The 17,741-nt window shown below is 70.5% G+C and carries 15 protein-coding genes and 4 pseudogenes; 6 read left to right on the top strand and 13 right to left on the bottom strand.

The window, feature by feature from the left end:
• Nucleotides 1-19 precede the first annotated feature (19 nt).
• Both MTP03_RS09100 and MTP03_RS09095 read left to right on the top strand, forming a co-directional pair.
• Nucleotides 20-400, top strand: coding sequence for an MmcQ/YjbR family DNA-binding protein (locus tag MTP03_RS09100; RefSeq protein WP_248491652.1), 381 nt, complete (start codon nucleotides 20-22; stop codon nucleotides 398-400).
• Between the two features lie 9 nt (nucleotides 401-409).
• Entirely contained in the window at nucleotides 410-1,381 is a 972-nt protein-coding gene (locus MTP03_RS09095; protein WP_248491651.1) for a magnesium transporter CorA family protein, read from the top strand.
• Here MTP03_RS09095 and MTP03_RS09090 read toward each other — a convergent pair.
• Nucleotides 1,359-2,432, bottom strand: coding sequence for an MMPL family transporter (locus MTP03_RS09090; protein ID WP_248491650.1), 1,074 nt, complete (start codon nucleotides 2,430-2,432; stop codon nucleotides 1,359-1,361). The genes MTP03_RS09095 and MTP03_RS09090 overlap by 23 nt on opposite strands.
• Nucleotides 2,429-3,303, bottom strand: a pseudogene (locus tag MTP03_RS22725) (MMPL family transporter); the annotation flags it as partial. The pseudogene MTP03_RS22725 and the gene MTP03_RS09090, both read right to left, overlap by 4 nt.
• Here MTP03_RS22725 and MTP03_RS23575 point away from each other — a divergent pair.
• Nucleotides 3,277-3,432, top strand: coding sequence for a hypothetical protein (locus tag MTP03_RS23575; protein WP_371820929.1), 156 nt, complete (start codon nucleotides 3,277-3,279; stop codon nucleotides 3,430-3,432). The pseudogene MTP03_RS22725 and the gene MTP03_RS23575 sit on opposite strands and share 27 nt — an antisense overlap.
• A 59-nt stretch (nucleotides 3,433-3,491) precedes the next feature.
• Here MTP03_RS23575 and MTP03_RS09080 read toward each other — a convergent pair whose 3' ends face one another.
• From MTP03_RS09080 to MTP03_RS09045, 10 genes and pseudogenes are all read right to left on the bottom strand, one after another.
• Complete coding sequence (locus MTP03_RS09080; protein ID WP_248491649.1) at nucleotides 3,492-4,334, bottom strand: GNAT family N-acetyltransferase; 843 nt, start codon at nucleotides 4,332-4,334, stop codon at nucleotides 3,492-3,494.
• Entirely contained in the window at nucleotides 4,331-4,495 is a 165-nt protein-coding gene (locus MTP03_RS09075; protein ID WP_248491648.1) for a hypothetical protein, read from the bottom strand. Before MTP03_RS09075 ends, MTP03_RS09080 begins: the two co-directional genes overlap by 4 nt.
• Nucleotides 4,496-4,608: 113 nt before the next feature.
• Nucleotides 4,609-5,025: pseudogene (locus MTP03_RS23570) on the bottom strand (SidA/IucD/PvdA family monooxygenase); the annotation flags it as partial.
• A gap of 109 nt (nucleotides 5,026-5,134) precedes the next feature.
• Nucleotides 5,135-5,614 (bottom strand): annotated as a pseudogene (locus MTP03_RS23565) (SidA/IucD/PvdA family monooxygenase); the annotation flags it as partial.
• Between the two features lie 99 nt (nucleotides 5,615-5,713).
• Nucleotides 5,714-8,419: a glucosidase gene (locus MTP03_RS09065; RefSeq protein WP_248491646.1), complete on the bottom strand. Its 2,706-nt coding sequence runs from the start codon at nucleotides 8,417-8,419 to the stop codon at nucleotides 5,714-5,716.
• A 47-nt stretch (nucleotides 8,420-8,466) separates the two neighbouring features.
• Nucleotides 8,467-9,147: a hypothetical protein gene (locus MTP03_RS09060; protein WP_248491644.1), complete on the bottom strand. Its 681-nt coding sequence runs from the start codon at nucleotides 9,145-9,147 to the stop codon at nucleotides 8,467-8,469.
• A gap of 81 nt (nucleotides 9,148-9,228) precedes the next feature.
• Complete coding sequence (locus MTP03_RS23560) at nucleotides 9,229-9,444, bottom strand: hypothetical protein (protein ID WP_371820928.1); 216 nt, start codon at nucleotides 9,442-9,444, stop codon at nucleotides 9,229-9,231.
• Complete coding sequence (locus tag MTP03_RS09055) at nucleotides 9,405-9,977, bottom strand: pirin family protein (RefSeq protein ID WP_371820927.1); 573 nt, start codon at nucleotides 9,975-9,977, stop codon at nucleotides 9,405-9,407. Before MTP03_RS09055 ends, MTP03_RS23560 begins: the two co-directional genes overlap by 40 nt.
• Nucleotides 9,978-10,007: 30 nt before the next feature.
• Nucleotides 10,008-11,084 carry a 2,3-butanediol dehydrogenase gene (locus MTP03_RS09050; protein WP_248491643.1) on the bottom strand — a complete coding sequence of 359 codons (1,077 nt, stop codon included), beginning with the start codon at nucleotides 11,082-11,084 and terminating at the stop codon, nucleotides 10,008-10,010.
• Between the two features lie 85 nt (nucleotides 11,085-11,169).
• Nucleotides 11,170-11,679, bottom strand: coding sequence for an Lrp/AsnC family transcriptional regulator (locus MTP03_RS09045; RefSeq protein ID WP_248491642.1), 510 nt, complete (start codon nucleotides 11,677-11,679; stop codon nucleotides 11,170-11,172).
• Nucleotides 11,680-11,783: 104 nt separating this feature from the next.
• On the opposite strand from MTP03_RS09045, the gene ald reads away from it, so the two are divergent.
• Nucleotides 11,784-12,899: an alanine dehydrogenase gene (ald, locus tag MTP03_RS09040; protein WP_248491640.1), complete on the top strand. Its 1,116-nt coding sequence runs from the start codon at nucleotides 11,784-11,786 to the stop codon at nucleotides 12,897-12,899.
• 12 nt (nucleotides 12,900-12,911) lie between these two features.
• On the opposite strand, the gene MTP03_RS09035 is transcribed toward ald, so the two are convergent.
• Nucleotides 12,912-14,837 (bottom strand): putative nucleotidyltransferase substrate binding domain-containing protein, encoded by a 1,926-nt coding sequence (locus MTP03_RS09035; RefSeq protein ID WP_248491639.1) that lies wholly within the window; start codon nucleotides 14,835-14,837, stop codon nucleotides 12,912-12,914.
• On the opposite strand from MTP03_RS09035, the pseudogene MTP03_RS09030 reads away from it, so the two are divergent.
• Nucleotides 14,825-16,461 (top strand): annotated as a pseudogene (locus MTP03_RS09030) (amino acid permease). The gene MTP03_RS09035 and the pseudogene MTP03_RS09030 sit on opposite strands and share 13 nt — an antisense overlap.
• A 115-nt stretch (nucleotides 16,462-16,576) precedes the next feature.
• The gene (locus MTP03_RS09025) at nucleotides 16,577-17,632 is read left to right on the top strand and encodes a glycerophosphodiester phosphodiesterase (RefSeq protein ID WP_248491638.1); all 1,056 of its coding nucleotides are present in this window, start codon (nucleotides 16,577-16,579) and stop codon (nucleotides 17,630-17,632) included.
• Nucleotides 17,633-17,741 lie beyond the last annotated feature (109 nt).

Below are 17,741 nucleotides of genomic sequence, written 5' to 3'. Positions count from 1 at the left end.
CCGACGATACCCTTGCGCGGTGACCACTCGACCGGACGTTCCCGACGAATGGATCGACCGCCTCGCCGCCGTGCTGGAGGCGTTCCCCGAATGCGTCGCCGACCGGGCGTGGGTCGGCACGCGCTGGCGCGTCCGCGGGGCGACGGTCGCCCACGTCTTCGGCGGCGAGGACCAGCGGTTCCGGCTCATCTTCCGGGCCGAGCCCGGCGAGGTGCCCGCGTTCGAGAACCTCGGCGACCCGTACTTCCGGGTGAACTGGGGCGAGAGCACCGTCGGGATCCTCGTCGACGAACACACCGACTGGGGCGAGGTGGCCGAGCTCCTCACCGATTCCTACTTCGTGCAGGCCCCCGCCTCGCTCAGCGCGGTCGTCCCGCGCCCCGAGCCCGACGGGGCTTAGGGTCACGTCGTGGACCTCACCCTGCGCACCTTCAACGACGGTGCCGCCCCCTGCTTCGATCGCATCGATCACGCCGGCATCGACACGGCGGCGGAAGCGCTGCGGGCACCGTCGAGCATGGCCTGGGTGGACGTACTCGACCCGGCCGAGGAGGAGTTCGCGCCGCTTGCGGCGGCCCTGAAGCTCGACAAGCTGGCGGTCGAGGACGCGCTCACGGTCCACGAGCGCCCGAAGTCCCTGCGCTACGGGGAGATCCTCTTCGTCACCGCCTACACCCTCACCGAGGCCGGCGACACGAGCCGGATCTCGCTGTTCCTGTTCGAACACGGCCTGCTCACGGTCCGCCTGGGGCACGGATTCGACGTGGATGCGGTGTCGGAGAACATCTCGGAGAACGCCGACCTGCTCCGGTTCGGCCCGAAGTCCCTGGAGCTGATGCTGCTCGACGCGGTAGTGGACGGCTACACCGCGCGGGTCACCGCGATCGACGAGCAACTCGACGACGTGGAGTCGATCCTGTTCGACGGCCGGCAGAGCGATCGCGTCTCGCAGGTCACGTTCGACCTGCACAAGCAGGTGGGCGCGTTGCGCCGTGTCGTGCTGCCGATGCGCGATGTGGTCGGCTCGCTGCTGCGCCGGATCTCCGCGGCGCCCGACCTGCACGAGCTGCTCCCCTATGCCGAGGACGTGTACGACCACACCATGCGCGCGGCGGACTGGACCGAGGGCCTTCGCGACAGCGTGGAATCCGTGCGGTCGACCAACCTCGCGCTGGTCGACAACCAGCTCAACACGGTGATGAAGAAACTCACCAGCTGGGCGGCGATCATCGCCGTGCCCACGGCGATCACCGGGTACTTCGGCCAGAACGTGCCGTACCCGGGCTACGACCAGCCGTGGGGCTTCTGGCTCAGCGCGCTGCTCATGCTGGTGCTCGCAGGCGGCCTGTACGTCGCGTTCAAACGTCGCGGCTGGATCTGAGACCGCCCGGCCACCAGTTCGCCGTCCCCGCGGCCCTCATGAACGCGGGCACCAGCACCAGCCGCACCAGTGTGGCGTCCAGCAGGACCGCCAGCGCCAGCCCCACCCCCAGCATCCGCATGAACGACACCTGCGAGAAGCCGATCGCCGCGAAGACCACGGCCATGAGCAGTGCGGCCGCGGTCACCACGCGGGCGGTGCTCGCGATGCCACGCGCGACTGCCTCGTCGTTGGCCGCGCGGCCGCGTCCCGGCAGGGCCCGCCACTCCTCCCCGATCCGCGACAGCAGGAACACCTCGTAGTCCATCGACAGCCCGAACGCGATGCAGAACATCAACACGGGCATATCGGCGATGAGGTGCCCGGTCACCGTCGTCCCGAGCCCGCCGAGGTGCCCCTCCTGGAAGATCCACACCATCGCCCCGAACGTCGCCGAGAGCGAGAGCACGTTGAGCACCAGGGCCTTGAGCGGCAGCAGCACACTGCCCGTGAGCAGGAACAGCAGCACGAAGGTGGTCACCGCGATCGCGATCAGCACGCGAGGCACCGCCCCGAGTATCGACTCCACCGCGTCCCGATCCGCCTGCGCCGCACCGGAGAACAGCGTCGGCGCGGGGGCGGGGACCGCGCGTAGTGCGTCGAGCTGCTCGCGCCCCGCGTCCGACCTCGGGTCGTGGTCGCTCGTCACCGTCACCAGCCGGGCGAACCCGGATCGCGCCGACAGGTCGCCGCCCGCGACCCGTTCTCCGCGCGACCACGTCCCGTCGGGCCCCGTCACCGGCCCGGTCCCCGGGATGCGCGAGAGTGCCCGGGCGTAGTCCTCCGTCCCCGACGGTGCACCCTCGGGCAGCAGGATCAGCACATCCGAGGTGGGGTCGGGGCGGAAGCCGGTCCGCAGGTCGTCCCCCACCCGGTGCGACGATGCCGTGGCCGGCAGAGCGCGATCGTCCGGGTACGACAGGCTCGCGCCCAGGAACGGTGCGCCCAGCGCGAGGAGAAGCACCGTCACCCCGACCCCGAGCGGGATCGCCCGGCGCTGCACTGCGGTCACGAGGCGGTACCAGCGGGATTCGTCGGCGGCGCGGGGCCGCGCGCCACCCCGAGGCGGTCGATCCGGTCGCCGAGCAGCGTGAGGATCGCGGGAACCACGATCAGCGTCGCGGCGGCGGTGAAGGCCACGACCACCAGCCCGGCGTACGCGAACGAGCGCAGGAAGTACATGGGGAACAGCACCATCGCGGCCAGGCTCAGCCCCACCGTCACGGCGGAGAACACCACGGTGCGCCCCGCCGTGCTCATCGCCGCCACGAGCGCGTCGGGGCGTCCGCGCTCCGGCACCTCCTCGCGGTACCGGCTCACCACGAGCAGCGTGTAGTCGATGGCGAGCGCGAGGCTCATCGCGGTGATCAGGTTGAGCGCGAACACCGAGACGTCCGTCGCCTCGGCCACCAGGCGCAGCAGTCCGGACGTGGCGATGATCGCCGCGATCCCCACCACCACCGGCACCGCCGCGGCGACCAGTCCGCCGAACGCCCACACCAGCACCAGGAAGGTGATCGGCAGCGCGATCAGCTCGGCCCGCACGAGGTCCCGGCCCGACTGCTCGTTGATCTCCTGGTAGGTCATTGCCTCGCCGCCCGCCTCGACCCGCACCCCGCGGGCGGGGCGGGCAGCCCGTCGACGATCGTCCGCGCGTGGTGCGGCGCCTCCCCCGTGCCTCCGCGCAGGCTCGCCACGATCAACGTGACGGCCCCGTCCGCAGAGGTCAGGCGATCCACCGCCGCCGGATCGCTCCAGACCGACACCGCAGCCTGGACCGCCGGGTCGCGCGTCAGGCGCTCGGTGAGCGCCCGGCCGTACTCGGCGACCGCCGGCCCGGCCCCGGAATCATCCGCGTGCACCGCGAGCACCAGCGACGATCCGCCGCGCGCGAACCGCTCCTCGAGCACCGACTGGGCGCGGGCCGATTCGGCCCGCGGGTCGGTGCTGCCACCGCTGCGGAGGGCGCCGCCGACCCCCGCGCCGAGCGCCCCGAGGACCACCAGCAGTAGCACGGAGGCCGCCAGCACGGACCTAGGTCGGGCCGCGACCGCGCGGGTGAGTCGCGCGATCACAGCGCCGCAAGGAAGGAACGGACCTCGTCGAGACAGCCCGCGCGCCGCATCCGCTCGTCCTCGAACAGGACGAGGAAGTCGGCCATCTCGAAGTCCGGATCGTACGATGGCATGCCGCAGATGATTCCGCCGTAGCGCACCGCGACCCGGATCGTGGGCGGCACCAGGTCCTCGTCGGCCCCCTCGGGTCGCGGCAGGTCGGCGATGCCCACGCCGTCGACCGCCACCGGACGGATCGGGGTCGCGCGCACAGCGCCGTCCGCCAGCGCCCCGTGGTCGGCCACGAACCCCAGCGCCGCGCGCACCAGCGCGGCCCGGGGATGAACGCCGTCCTCCATCCGCACCGACATGCACCCCATCGCGTATCGGAATGCGGCGAGCTCGTAGAACTGCAGCAGCGCGATCCGCAGCAGCACCGAGACCACGCCTCCCCGGTAGTCTGCGGCGATCGTCGCCCGCCCCCACTCCGCGACCTCGTCGGCCAGGGCGGCGAACGCCGGGCTGAGGTGGAACATGCTGGTGGTGAACACCTCCCGCTCGCCATCCGGCGCCGGGAGGATGATCCGATAGCAGCCGACGATCTCGCCCGACGGTTCGTGCCGCACGAGCAGCTGCGCGCTGTAGTCGTCGAACCGGTCCACGTCGATCAGGCGTCCGAGGCGCGCGCTGAACACCGCGCCGGGCAGGGGCGCCCCCAGTTCGGTGGAGAACGCGTCGTAGCGCAGCGCCTGCGCGCGTTCGACGTCGCGCGGGTCGTCTGCGACGAACACGGTGAACGGCGTCGCGTCGGTGGCCCGGAACAACACGGTGCCCGCCAGCCGATCCGCCCGAGTGGTCATGGCGACTCCTCCTTCTCGAGCGCACGGACGATCTCGCCCGCGCGGATCGCGACGTTCGACAGGAGAGTGGTCCCCAGCCCGTGCCCCGGCAGGTCGGCGCCCTGCACGTACAGACCCTCGATCTCGCGGCCGTCCACCACGGCGCGGTGCCGGCGCGACACGCGCACCTCGCTGCCCGGCGGTGCCACCCCGCGAGCCCGGTGAGTCCTCCCGGCTCGAACCCGGTGGCGCACACCACGGCGTCGAACGCGGTCGACCACTGCTCTCCGGTGGTGCTGCGACGCAACGTCACCCGCACCTCGCCGTGCCCGACGGGCTCGACGGCAACCACCTCCGACGTGCGGTGCACGTGCAGCCGGCGCGGCCCGGTCACGGCCTCGCGGTACCAGCGGTCGTACACCTCGTGGGTCAGCGCGTGCTCGACGGCGGCGTAGTTGGTGTTCCCGTGGCGGCGGAGCAGATCGTCGCGGACCGCGGTCGGCGCACCGTCGAACTCGTCGACGACGCCCGGATCGAAGACCTGGTTCACGAACGGGCTCTCGTCCACCGCTCCCAGCCCGAAACCGTGGAACGCGAGGTCGACGGTGGCGCCGGCGTCGTGCAGGTACAGCGCCACCTCGGCCGCGGACTGGCCGCCGCCGAGTACCAGGAACCGCGACCGCGCGAACCCGCCGCGCAGATGAGGTTCCACCGCCGCGAGGCGGCCGAGCAGGTCGATGTTGTGGAACACACGGCCGGCACCGAGGAGGGCGCGCCCAGTCCGGTAGCAGCGGCCGCAGCCCGCGGGCCACCACCACCGAGCGCGCGCGGGTGCGGCGCGCCGCGCCGTCCGGCCCGCGGTGCGACACCACGAACCCGGTGCCCTCGCGCTCCGGCGACACGTCCGTCACCTCGTGCCCGTAATCGACCCGGTCGGCGAACGGTTCGGCGGCCCACGCGAGGTAGTCGGCGAACTCCGCCCGTTCCGGGGTCAGGGTGGCGCGGTTGATGAAGTCCACCAGCCGGCCCCGCGCGCCGAGATAGGCGACGAACGAGTACGGGCTGGTCTGGCTGCGCTGCGTGACGAGATCTTTGAGAAAGCTGATCTGCATCGACGCGCCCGGCAGGAGCATGCCGGGATGCCAGGCGAAGGCGGACCGTCGTTCCAGGAACCGGACGGTGCGCGCCCGCCGCGGGGACTCGTCCAAGGCGATCGCGAGGGCGAGGTTGGCCGGGCCGAAGCCGACCCCGAGCACGTCGACGCGGCCCCCGTCCGCAGTAGCCCCCGCGTCCGAACCCATGCGTGCTCTCTCATCGCCGGTGCGGGCCCTGGCACTAGACCCCGCCTTCCAGGAATCGTACTACCTGAAGTTGACGTACACCGTTCTTAAAAAGCAAGGTCAATGTGGGTTTTCTTGAGGTTCGAGCGGCAGACGCGGGTTGTGCAGATGCGCCACCAGGCCGGTCCAGCCGGTCTGGTGCGTCGCGCCGAGCCCCTCGCCGGTGTCCCCGTCGAAGTACTCGTAGAACGTGGGGTGCTGGGCCCACAGCGGGTTGTCGCTGCCCTCGATCCGGGACGCGTCCGCCGGGCGGCGGGCACCGGCACCGTCGGGCCGGGTGACCGGACGGAACAGCCCGACGAGCCCCTCGTCGATGACGTCGGCGGCCTCCTCCAGCGTGCACAGGTTGTCGGAGCCGGTGGGGATGGCGATGGTGAACTCCTCGCCGAAATGCCGGCCGTAGGTGCGGAGTTTGTCGGCGAGCAGCACGTTCACCGGGAACCACACGGGCCCACGCCAGTTCGAGTTGCCGCCGAACATGCCGGTGGTGGACTCACCGGGCTCGTACTGGATCGAGACGGTGTTGCCCTCCACGTCCTCGGTCACCTGTTGTTCGGCCTTGGACAGGGATCGGATGCCGTAGGGCGCCAGGAACTCCGCGGGATCGAACATGCGCTCCAGGACGCGCCGGAGCCGCTCGGGGCTCACCAGCGAGAGCAGGATCTTCCCCTCGGCGTCGCCGGAATCGCCGTTGGACAGGACAGGTTCCACGAGCTCGGGGCGGCGGGAGCGGAGCCAGTTGAGCCGGGCCGTCACGTCGGGGCACTTCTCGGCGACCCAGGGCGGTACATCAGTGGCGCCGAGCAGCGGCAGCAGCCCCACCATGGACCGCACGCGCATCGGCTGGGCGCTGCCGTCGGGCCGCACCAGCACGTCGTAGAAGAAGCCGTCCTCCTCGTCCCAGAGCGACAGGCTGTGCGAGCCGAAGTTGTACGTGGCGCGCGAGATCTGCAGGAAGTGCTCGAGGAACTTGGTCGCGCAGTCCTGCCACATCGGGTCGTGCCGGCTCAGCTCGATCGCGATCTTGAACATCTGCTGGCAGTAGAAGGCCATCCAGCTGGTGGCGTCGGACTGCTCCAGGCGATAGCCGGGCGGCAGCGGCGCCGAGCGGTTGAAGAAGCCGATGTTGTCCATGCCGAGGAATCCGCCCTCGAAGACTCCGGTGTCGTCGGAGCCCTTGCGGTTGACCCACCAGGAGAAGTTGAGCAGCAGCTTGGTGAACACGCGCACCAGGAAGTCCTGGTCGCGCCAGCCGTCGATGCGGTACACGTGCCAGGCCGCCCACGCGTGCACCGGAGGATTGACGTCGCCGAACTCCCATTCGTACGCCGGCAGTTGGCCGTTCGGGTGCATGGCCCACTCGCGGCACATGAGGACCAGCTGCTCCTTGGCGAACTCGGGGTCGACATGGGCCAGCGGGATGCAGTGAAAGGCCAGGTCCCACGCGGCGAACCAGGGGTACTCCCACTCGTCGGGCATCGAGATCACGTCGGCCAGGGAGAAGTGCTTCCACGTGGTGTTCCTGCGGCCGGGGTGCGCGCGTTCGGGCGGCGAGCCGTTCACCGCCGGATCGCCCTCGAGCCACTGCTCCACGTCGTACCGGTACAGCTGCTTGTTCCACAGCATGCCGGCGTACGCGCGGCGCGCCACCGTCCGGTCGTCGCCCGTCACGTCCTCGTGGATGACGGTGCCGTAGAACTCGTCCGCCTCGTCCCGGCGGTCGCGCAGCACCGCGTCGAACCCGGGGCCGAACGTGTCCAGCGACGGCGGGCGGACCGACAGGCGCAGGCGCACCGTCACGCTCTCCCCTGCCGGGACCGACGCGAACCGGTACCAGAACGCCGCCTTCGTGCCGCGGCCGGCAGGGTTGACGGCGGTCTCGTCGCCGTGGACGACCCGCCGGTTCACCGCGTCCTTCGGGAACGCCGACGCGTTCTCCGCGGCACCGAACAGGGCGACCGCGTCGGTCTCGTTGTCGCAGAAGAGGACCTGCGGCGCGCCCTCGGCCGCCAGGTGGTACTGGCCGAGCCACTGGTGATCCACCCGCACGGCCTCGAGGCCGCCGACCGTCGTCCCCGGTGCGTGGATCCGGGTGATCTCGCCGCGGCGATCGTCATGGCCCCACGCCCAGGTGTTGCGCAACCACACCTGGGGCAGCAGGTCCAGTGGGGCGGGCGACGGACCGTGATTGATCGCCTCGATCTCGACGCAGATGTCGTCCGGCGCTGCCTTCGCGTACCGGACGTGCACGTCGAAGAACCTGTTGTCGGCCAGCACGCCCGTATCGGCGAGCTCGTACTCGCGCTGCGTCCGGTCGCGGGCGGCACTGCCGTCGCGCAACTGCTGGTACGGGTACTCCGCCTGCGGGTACCGGTACATCCAGTGCATCCAGCTGTGCGTGGGCGTCCCGTCGACGGGCCACCAGTACTCCTTGACGTCCTCGCCGTGATTGCCCTGCTCGTTGGTCAGCCCGAACAGCCGCTCCTTGAGCACCGGGTCGTTGTGGTTCCACAGCGCCGCCGAGAAGTTGAGGAAGCCGTAGCGGTCGCAGATACCGCCCAGCCCGTCCTCGCCCCAGCGGTAGGCACGGCGGTGCGCCTGCTCGAACCCGAAACTCCCCCACGCGTCCCCGTTGCCGCTGTAGTCCTCGCGGACAGTCCCCCACTGCCGGCCGGACAGGTACGGACCCCACAGGCGCCAGGCACCGTCGGGCCCCGGGCTCTCTGCGAGGCGGCGGTGTTCAGCTGTCGATTCGGTGTGTTGCACCCGAGAATCTTCCTACATACCGCGCGCCGAGCACCCCGGAAGCACCGCTACGGCGCGTCGAGGATCCGCTGCCGTTGCTTGACGTACAACTGCACCGCGGTCGTGCGCAGCGTCACCGGATCCGGGGCGTCGGCGGTCCACACCTCGTGCCGGGCGACGATCCCGACGCCCCGCTCGGTACCCCGGATCACCACCACGTTCAGGTCCTCTCCCGCGGCGCGCGTGCGCTTCTGGCGCAGGTGGATCGCGGTGGCTCCGCGCGGCAATCCGTCGAACGAGAGCGATTCGACCTCGACCGGCCGCTCGTCGGAGCCGGATGCGCGGCAGGAGGCCAGCGTCGCCGCGGAGACATCCGGATTCCACGCATCCGACCGGAAGATCACGACGCTCGTGCTCGCCTTCGCATCGAGCTCGGCGTCCCGGTAGCTCGTGACGAGGCCGTAGCCGGTGACCCCGGGAGGCGGGTACAGGGCGGGCGTGCACGCGGTCACGCCGTCCGCGACGAGGAACGGCCGGCCGGGCTCCAGCCGCGCCGTCTCGTGCAGCGCGCGTTCGGGGACGTCCGCGGGCCGCAGGACCACGGTGTCCAGGGAGGCGGCCAGCGGAGGGCCGGACTGCTCCGAGGGATCCGCGTTCGACCGCAGGGAGACCGCCACGGCCACAGCGATCGCTGCCACCATCACCGCCGCTATCGCGACGATCCACGCCGTCCGCGCCTGCCGTCCCATCGCTTCCCTCCCTGGGGTTCGATGGTAGGCGCGCGGCGCCCGGGACGGGGACGTTCGCGCGACTCCCGACAGCGCGGCCGCTCAGCGCAGCGCGGAGACCGCCTGGGCGTGCATCTCCCAGAAGACGATCTCCGCCGGACCGTCGGCGGTCACCGTCAGTTCGCCCTCGCCGACGGTGCGCAGCGCGTCGCCCTCGGCCAGACGCGCACCGTCGAGCTCGGTCGAGCGCAAGCCGGACACCGAGACCGCACCGTCGATCACGTACAGGTGCCCGTACGGCGCTGCCGGCACCGCCACGGACTCCCCGCGGGCAGCCGCGCGGCCCACAGGGCCGCGGCGTCGTTGCGCACGACGACCGCGGGCTCGCGTCCCGCGATGCCGGACGCGACCAGCACCAGGCCGCGGCCGTCGATCGGCACGTCGGCCGTGCGGTACTCGGGCGCGCCGCCGGGGGCGTCGGGCGGGAGCCACATCTGGAGCACCCGGGTGACGGTGCGCGTCGAGCGTGGATTCTGTTCCCGGTGCGTCACGCCGTTGCCGGCGCTCATCGCCTGCACCTGGCCGCCACGGACGACGCCGCTGTCGCCCGACGAGTCGTCGTGGTGCACCTCGCCCGCGATCACCCAGGTGACGATCTCGACGTCGCGGTGGAAGTGGCGGTCGACGCCCGAGCCCGGGTCGATGAGGTCGTCGTTGTGCACCAGTAGTTGTCCGTGCGCGTTCTCTCCGAGGTCGAAGTTCCCGGTGAACGGCATCGACTGCCGCGTGTACAACCCCTCGCCGCGCCAGTGCGTGCGGTCAGCGGACGGGACGATCCTGGTCTCACTCACCCGACCACCGTAGGCCGCCCCACACCCTGATTACAGCCCCGCCCCCGACGGCGAGACGAGGATCTTCACGGCGGTCTCGTTGTGGTGCAGCAGGGTGTCGTAGCCGACGGTCACGAGCTCGTCCAGGCCGATCCTGCCGGTGATGAACGGAGCCAGGTCGACGGTGCCGCTCTCGACGAGGGCGATCGTCTCGGCGTGGTTGTTGACGTACGCGATCGTGCCGCGCATGTCGATCTCCTTGAGCACCAGCTTCTGCATGTCGACGCTGCCCGGATGGCCCCAGATCGACACCACCACGAGCACCGCCTGCGGCCGCAGGGCATCGAATAGAGTGTCCAGCGCCGGCTGCACCGAGGTGCACTCGAATCCCACGTCCGCACCCCGGCCCGCCGTGAGGCCACGCACGGCCTCGACGACATCCGTCTGCGTCGGGTCGAAGACGTGGTCGGCCACGCCGGTCTCGGCGGCGCGGTCGCGGCGCAACGAGCTCGGCTCGCTCATGGCCACGGTCAGGCCCCGCGCCTTGCACACCGCGGCGGTGAGCAGGCCGATCGGTCCGGCGCCGGTGATCAGGGCGAACGCGCCCGCCTGCGCGCCGGACCGCTGCAGCGCGTGGCACCCCACCGCCAGCGGCTCCACCAGGGCGGCCTGATCCAGCGGGATGTCCTTCGAGATCCGGTGCACCCATCGCCGCTGCACGACGATGCTCTCGGCGAGCCCGCCGCCGCGACCGCCGAGCCCGATGAAGTTCATGTTCGGCGAGAGGTGGTAGTCGAGGCTGTCCGGGCCGGTGTCCACACCGTCGGCGATGATGTACGGCTCCACGACCACGTGATCGCCCACCTGCAGGTCGTCCACGCCCTCGCCCACCGCCGAGACGACGCCGGACATCTCGTGCCCGATGGTCAGCGGCGCGGACTCGCCGCTCACCGGATTCGGATGCCCGTGGGGCGGCACGAAGATGGGCCCGTCGACGTACTCGTGCAGGTCGGTGCCGCAGATGCCGCACCACGCGACATCGATCCCGACGGTGCCGGGCGCCAGGTCCGGGGCGGGTACGTCCTCGATCCGGACGTCGTTGCGGTCGTAGTAACGGGCTGCGCGCATGGGTACCTCCGAGGAGCGGTTGTGATCCAGCCCACCCTCACCTGCCCGGGCGGGTCCGTCGAACGTTGCAGCGGGTTGCACGCCGTCAGAGCGGCGCCGAGCCGCGGACGTGCTCGAACACCAGCGAGGTGTTGGTGCCGGCCACCTCCTCGCGCGCGCTGAGGTACTCGACGAGGTGCCGCAGATCGTCGGTGTCGATCGCAGCGATGTGCAGCAGGTAGTCGTCGCCGCCCGCGAGGAAGTACGCGTCGATCACCGGCGGCAGGTCGATCACGGACTTCACGAACTGGCGGATGCGGTGCCGCGCGGTCGAGCGCAGCGTCACGGCGATCATCGCGCGGAGCGGCCGCCCGACGGCCGCGGGATCGACGTCGGCGAAGAATCCGCGGATCACTCCAGCCTCCGTCAGGCGCCGGACCCGCGTGTGCACGGTCGACGGTGCCAGACCCACCTCCTGCGCGAGCGCGGCGTTCGACACCCGCCCGTCGCGCTGCAGCACCAGCAGGAGCTTGCGGTCCACGTCGTCGAGCAGGGGACGACGATCGTTCGGCAGCGGCGGTCGATACGTCGCATTCTTCGAATTATCGTCGTCCATAGCGGCATGCTACAGAATCTTCCTCATTCTTGTTGATGATCTTCCGATGTTTCTTCACACTGTGTGACACAGGCCATACCCCAGCCACCACAGGAGAGCACACGATGCGCGTCGGAATCCCCACCGAGATCAAGAACAACGAGTACCGCGTGGCGATCACGCCCGGCGGCGCCGCCGAGCTGACCCGCCGCGGACACGACGTCCTGATCCAGAAGGGCGCGGGGCTCGGTTCCGCGATCTCCGATGCCGACTTCGCCGCCGCCGGTGCCCGCATCGTCGACACCGCCGACGAGGTGTGGGGCGACGCAGAGCTGCTCCTCAAGGTCAAGGAGCCGATCGAGGCCGAGTACGGCCGCATGCGCGCCGAGCAGACCGTCTTCACATACCTGCACCTCGCCGCCTCGCGGCCCTGCACCGACGCGCTGCTCGCCTCGCGGACCACGTCGATCGCCTACGAGACGGTGCAGCTCGAGGACGGCTCGCTCCCCCTTCTCGCCCCGATGTCCGAGGTCGCCGGCCGCCTCGCTCCGCAGGTCGGCAGCTATCACCTGATGCGCTCGAAGGGCGGGCGCGGCGTGCTCATGGGCGGCGTGCCCGGCACCGCGCCCGCGAAGGTCACCGTGATCGGCGGCGGCGTCTCGGGGATCAACGCCGCGCAGATCGCCGCCGGCATGGGCGCCGATGTCACCGTCTTCGACCTCGACGTGCGCAAGATGCGCGCCGTGAACGCCCAGTTCGGCGGCCGCGTGCACACCAGCTACTCCACGGCCCTCGCGCTCGAGGAGGCCGTCGTCGAGTCCGATCTCGTGATCGGCGCCGTGCTGATCCCCGGCGCCGCCGCGCCGAAGCTGGTCTCCACCGAGCTGGTCCACCGCATGCGCCCCGGCGCGGTTCTCGTGGATATCGCCATCGACCAGGGCGGCTGCTTCGCCGACTCGCGGCCCACCACGCACGACGCCCCGACCTTCGCCGTCGGCGAGACGGTCTTCTACTGCGTGGCCAACATGCCCGGCGCCGTGCCCCGCACCTCGACGTTCGCCCTGACCGGCGCCACCCTGCCCTATGTGCTGCGCCTGGCGGACAAGGGCTGGCAGGGCGCCTGCTCCGAGGATCCGGCGCTCGCCGCGGGCCTGTCGACCCACGACGGCGTCCTCCTCAACTCGAGCGTCGGTGCCGCCCTGGACATCCCGGCGAAGGAGCCGCAGGACGTCCTGGCTTGATCGGCGCCGGCGTCACCACTCGCCGGCGTCGAGGTACTGCGCCAGGTTCGCCATCCTGCGCTGTACCGCGGCCACCTCCCGCACGCACTGCTCGAGGAGACCGCGGTCCAGCGACGGCATGCGCCGGATCGACAGCACATCGCCCGGGATGCGGTCCGCCGCCATCTGGGCCACCTGGTGCTCCATGCGGATCCGCTCGAGAATCGTGAAGCAGTCGCGCAGCACCTCGGCCGAATCGTCGGGCAGCACGGGCGAATCCGCGCCGGCGGCCAGCCGGTTACGGGTCTGCAGCTTGGTCGAGCCCCGACTCAGAGCGGCCCACCGCGCGATGTTCACCACCGGCACCAGGGCGTGGGCCTTGATGTCGAACGTGCCGCCGCGCAACGAGATCACGTCGCGCATGGAACGGATCCGCGCCTTCGCAGTGAGGGCCTCGCGCAGCATGAGGATGAAGGACCGGGGGTGCTCCGAAAGATGTTGATACATACCGGCGACCGGCTGCAGGGTCAGGTCACCCCACACCGGGCGCCCGTCGACCAGCAGCGACGCCATCATCATGGCGTTGTTCGACAGGGGCGCGTCGATCCACTCTCCCGCCGCGTACAGCCACTCGGACTCGGTTCGGCAGAAGCGCGGTTGGGCGGCGACGGCCCCGTTGGTGTCCGACGGGATGCCGCACTCCTCGAGCCGCGTGTGGACCGCGGCTGCCAGGGCGAGAGCGGCGGACCGTCGGACCTCGATCTCCTCCGCCGATGCGCCGGGCATGTCCGTGAGGATGATCGCGCTGTCCACGTCCGAACTGGGCACCACCTCGCGACGCGACACGCTGCCCAGCGACAGCCAGGTGAGATCCCCCTCGCTCAGCTCGGGATGCACCGGCAGCTCGAGCTCGATGCAGCGGCGCACCATCGCCTCGATCGCGACCGCCGCCACGCCGGACACGTGGCGCACCGGCGCGGCCTGGCGCATGAGAACCGGGAAGATCTCCCGGATCGTGGCGCCGATCTCGGGCAGCTCCGCCGCAGCGGCCCGCTCGATCCGGCGTTGCAGTGCGAAGGTCGACGAGGTGGGCACCGTGAGGAAGTCGACGTCCTGAATCACGCCCTTCACCGACGCCTTCTGGTCCAGCACGGCCATGTAATGCAGCTTCCGGTCCAGCATCTCGATGAGCACGTCGCTGGACAGGGCCGACTCCGGTACGGCGTGCAGCGGCGCGGTCATCACCTCGGTCACGGGATCGGTCACGGGACGCCCCACGGAGATCACCCGCGCCCGCAGGTCGTGATCGGTGACGATCCCGAGCGGCTCGCCCAGTTCACTCTCCACCACGATGTAGCCGGACTTCGCCTCGGTCATCGCCGTCGCGGCCTCGCGCACGCTCAGCGCGGGCGGGCAGGTGACGGGTGCGCGGCGCACGATCTCGCCGGCCGTCCGTTCGCGGGCCTCGTCGCTCGACGGTGCCGCGATCGGCTTGGCGAGCTCCGTCGCGAGGAACGCCGCGCCGGCCGGCGTGGAGAACATGTCGCCGATCGCCCACGCGGGCAGCCGGAGCAGGGTCACCTCCGTCAGGGCGACGGCGCGCGGCCCGCCCCGCGCACCCACCAGGATCACGACGTACCCGAACACCCCGCCGGAACCCACGACCTCGTCCACATCGCCCGAATCGACCGCGGCCACCGTCGGGAAGTTCCACAGGCCCACACGGCCTTCCAGCACCACGTAGGCGTGGTCGGGCGAAGCGGACATACCGTCCAGGATCACCGCGGACTCCGCGTACTCGCGCACGGCCGAATCAGCCACGAGACGTGCGCGTTCGTCATCGGGCAGGCCGTCGAACGGCGCGTGGCGCGACAGGAACGCGAACAGCTCCCCGAGGTCGGAGAAGTCGGTCATGGCCCTATGTTTACACGCCACGGCGGCCCGATATGCAGAAGTCATCTCCCGGTAACGCGTCCGCGGAACCGTTGCGAGGTCTACATTCCCATCCAGCGCACAACCCCACGCGCACCAATTCGTCGAGGAGAAGAACGTCCATGACGCAACCCGCCAACAAGTTCGCGGCCGAGCAGGAGGGCTACAAGCAGACCCTCGGCAGGCGACACGTGCAGATGATCGCCATCGGCGGCGCCATCGGCACAGGCCTGTTCCTGGGCTCAGCCAGCCGCCTCAACAGCACGGGCCCCGCCCTGTTGTTCTCCTACGCCTTCGTCGGCGTGATCGCGTTCTTCCTGATGCGCGCCCGGGCGAGCTCGTGCTGTACCGCCAGAGCTCCGGCGCCTTCGTCTCCTACGCCCGCGAGTTCTTCGGCGAGGCCGCCGCATTCGCCGCGGGTTGGCTGTACTGGGTGTTCTGGGCGCTCACCGGCGTGGCCGAGCTCTCGGCCGTGGCGGTATACGTCCGAAAGTGGTGGGAACTTCCGAACTGGCTCTCGGTGATCATCGCGCTCGCCGTGGTGCTGGTGATCAACCTGCTCTCGGCGCGCGCATTCGGCGAGTTCGAGTTCTGGGCATCGGTTCTCAAGGTCGGCGCGATCGTGATCTTCCTGGTCGTCGGTCTGGTGATCGTGGTCGGCCAGATCACCGTCGGCGACGGCGCCGAGGCGCACACGGCCGGAATCTCCAATCTGTGGCGGAACGAGGGCGGATTCTGGCCGCACAGCGAGACCTTCGGCTGGATTGCCCCGATCGTCGTGATGTCCGGCGTCGTGTTCGCCTACGCCGCGATCGAGATGGTGGGCATCGCGGCCGGCGAGATGCAGAATCCGCAGCGCGAGGTCCCCAAGGCGGTCAACTCGGTGATCCTCCGCATCGCGGTGTTCTACTGCGGCTCGATCTTCCTCCTCGTGTGCATCCTGCCCACCAGCCAGTACGGCAATTCGGGCGCCGATGGCGAGCTGGAATCGCCGTTCGTCACCGTCTTCGAGCGAATGGGCGTCAGCTGGATGGCCACGCTCATCAACGGCGTGCTGATCGTCGCCGCCATGAGCTCGCTCAACGCGGGCCTGTACACCACCGGCCGCATGCTGCGCAGCCTCGCCGCCAGCCGTGAGGCCCCGAAGATCTTCATGCGGATGAGCAAGTCGGGTGTGCCCGCCAACGGCATCCTCGTGACGTCGATCTTCTACGTGTTCGGCGCCGTGCTCAACGCGCTCGTCCCCGGCAAGGCGTTCGACATCGCCCTGGAGGCCTCGGCCATCGCCGTCGTCGGCGTGTGGTCCCTGATCTTCCTGTGCCACATCCGCTACCGCCGGCTCTCGGACGCCGGCATCGTGACCAAGAGCCCGTTCCGGGCGCCGCTGGCGCCGTTCATGAGCTACGTGGGCCTGGTGTTCCTCTTCCTCGTGCTCGTCGGCATGGCCTACTCCGGCATCAAGTCCGAGGGCGGCTTCTGGGACAAGACCAACCTGATCGTCGTCGTGCTCGGCATTCCGGCCTTCGTCGCGATCATCGCGATCGGCTGGACGGCGGTGAAGCCCGCAGTCGGCCGCCACACGGGCGGCGACCTGTCGGCCAGCTGGTCGCTCAAAGACTCGCCGCGGGTGGATACCACCAAGAAGGACTAGCCACACCCGTAGACGGGGCGCCCGCCGGAATCCGGCGGGCGCCTCGTGTGCGCGAGCGCCCCAGCGGGCGGACGGTATTCACCGCCGGTTCACAGGCGCTGTCTACGGTGCCCCCATGACATCGCTCTCGCGCCTCCTGCCCCGGTTCTCCGCGCTCGCCGCGGCGGTCACCGTCGCCCTCGGTTCCGGCGCCCTGGTGGCCCCCGTCCAGGCGGCACCGTCGGTCCCGTTCGACCTGCAGTCGCACCGCGGCGGGCGGGGCGAGCACACCGAGGAGTCCCTGTACGGTTTCGCGCGGTCGATCGAACTGGGCGTGACCACCCTCGAGCTCGACGTCGTGCTCACGCGCGACGAGGTCCCCCTCGTCTGGCACGACCCCACGGTGCAGGCCGACAAGTGCGTCGACACCACACCGGCGACGCCGGGCGACAAGCAGTTCCCGTACGTGGGCAAAGTGATCCACGACCTCACCTACGCGCAGGTGCAGACGCTGGTGTGCAGCAAGAAGCTGGAAGAGTTCCCGTCGGCGAAGGTGGTCGCGGGCAACCGGATCGCGACGCTGCCGCAGCTGTTCGACCTCGTCGCGCAGTACCGGGGCAACGCGCTCGAGTTCAACATCGAGACCAAGATCGAGGCCGAGGAGCGGGCGAAGTCGGCGGAGCCGGCCGCGTTCGTCCGGCAGATCCTGGGCGCGGCGCGCACCGCGGGCGTGCTGGACCGCATCGCGGTGCAGAGCTTCGACTGGCGCTCGCTGCCGCTCGTGCGCGCGCAGGCACCGTCGGTGCCGCTGGTCGCGCTGTACGACGCGACCACCTGGAAGAAGGGCTCGGCCTGGCTGGGCCCCGTCCGCTACGAGAAGTTCGACGGTGACGTGGTCAAGGCCGTCAAGGCCGCCGGGTTCGAGATCCTCTCGCCCGACTACGAACTGTCCGATGCGAAGACGGTCACCGCCGCGCACGCCGCGGGGCTGAAGGTCATTCCTTGGACCGTGAACGACGCCGCCGACATGCGCGCGCAGCTCGCCCTGGGCGTGGACGGCATCATCACCGACTACCCGACCCGCCTGCGCGGCGTCCTCGCCGACGCCGGCAGGCCGCTGCCCCTCGGCTACACGGGATCCGCACTGCACGAGCATGTTCGGAAGGTCGTCGCCGCGCCCGGAACGGCGTAGCGCGCGGCGCGAATCGGGTGCGACTGCATTCCCACACCCGATTCGCGCGAGCACACCCGGCATGCGGGGTGTGCTCACGCGAATGGGGTGGGTTTGGGTTCTCCCACCC

Source organism: Tsukamurella sp. PLM1 (genome assembly GCF_023168325.1).
In the GTDB taxonomy this organism is placed as follows: Bacteria; Actinomycetota; Actinomycetes; order Mycobacteriales; family Mycobacteriaceae; genus Tsukamurella.
This window is presented reverse-complemented; position numbering and strand designations above follow the sequence as displayed.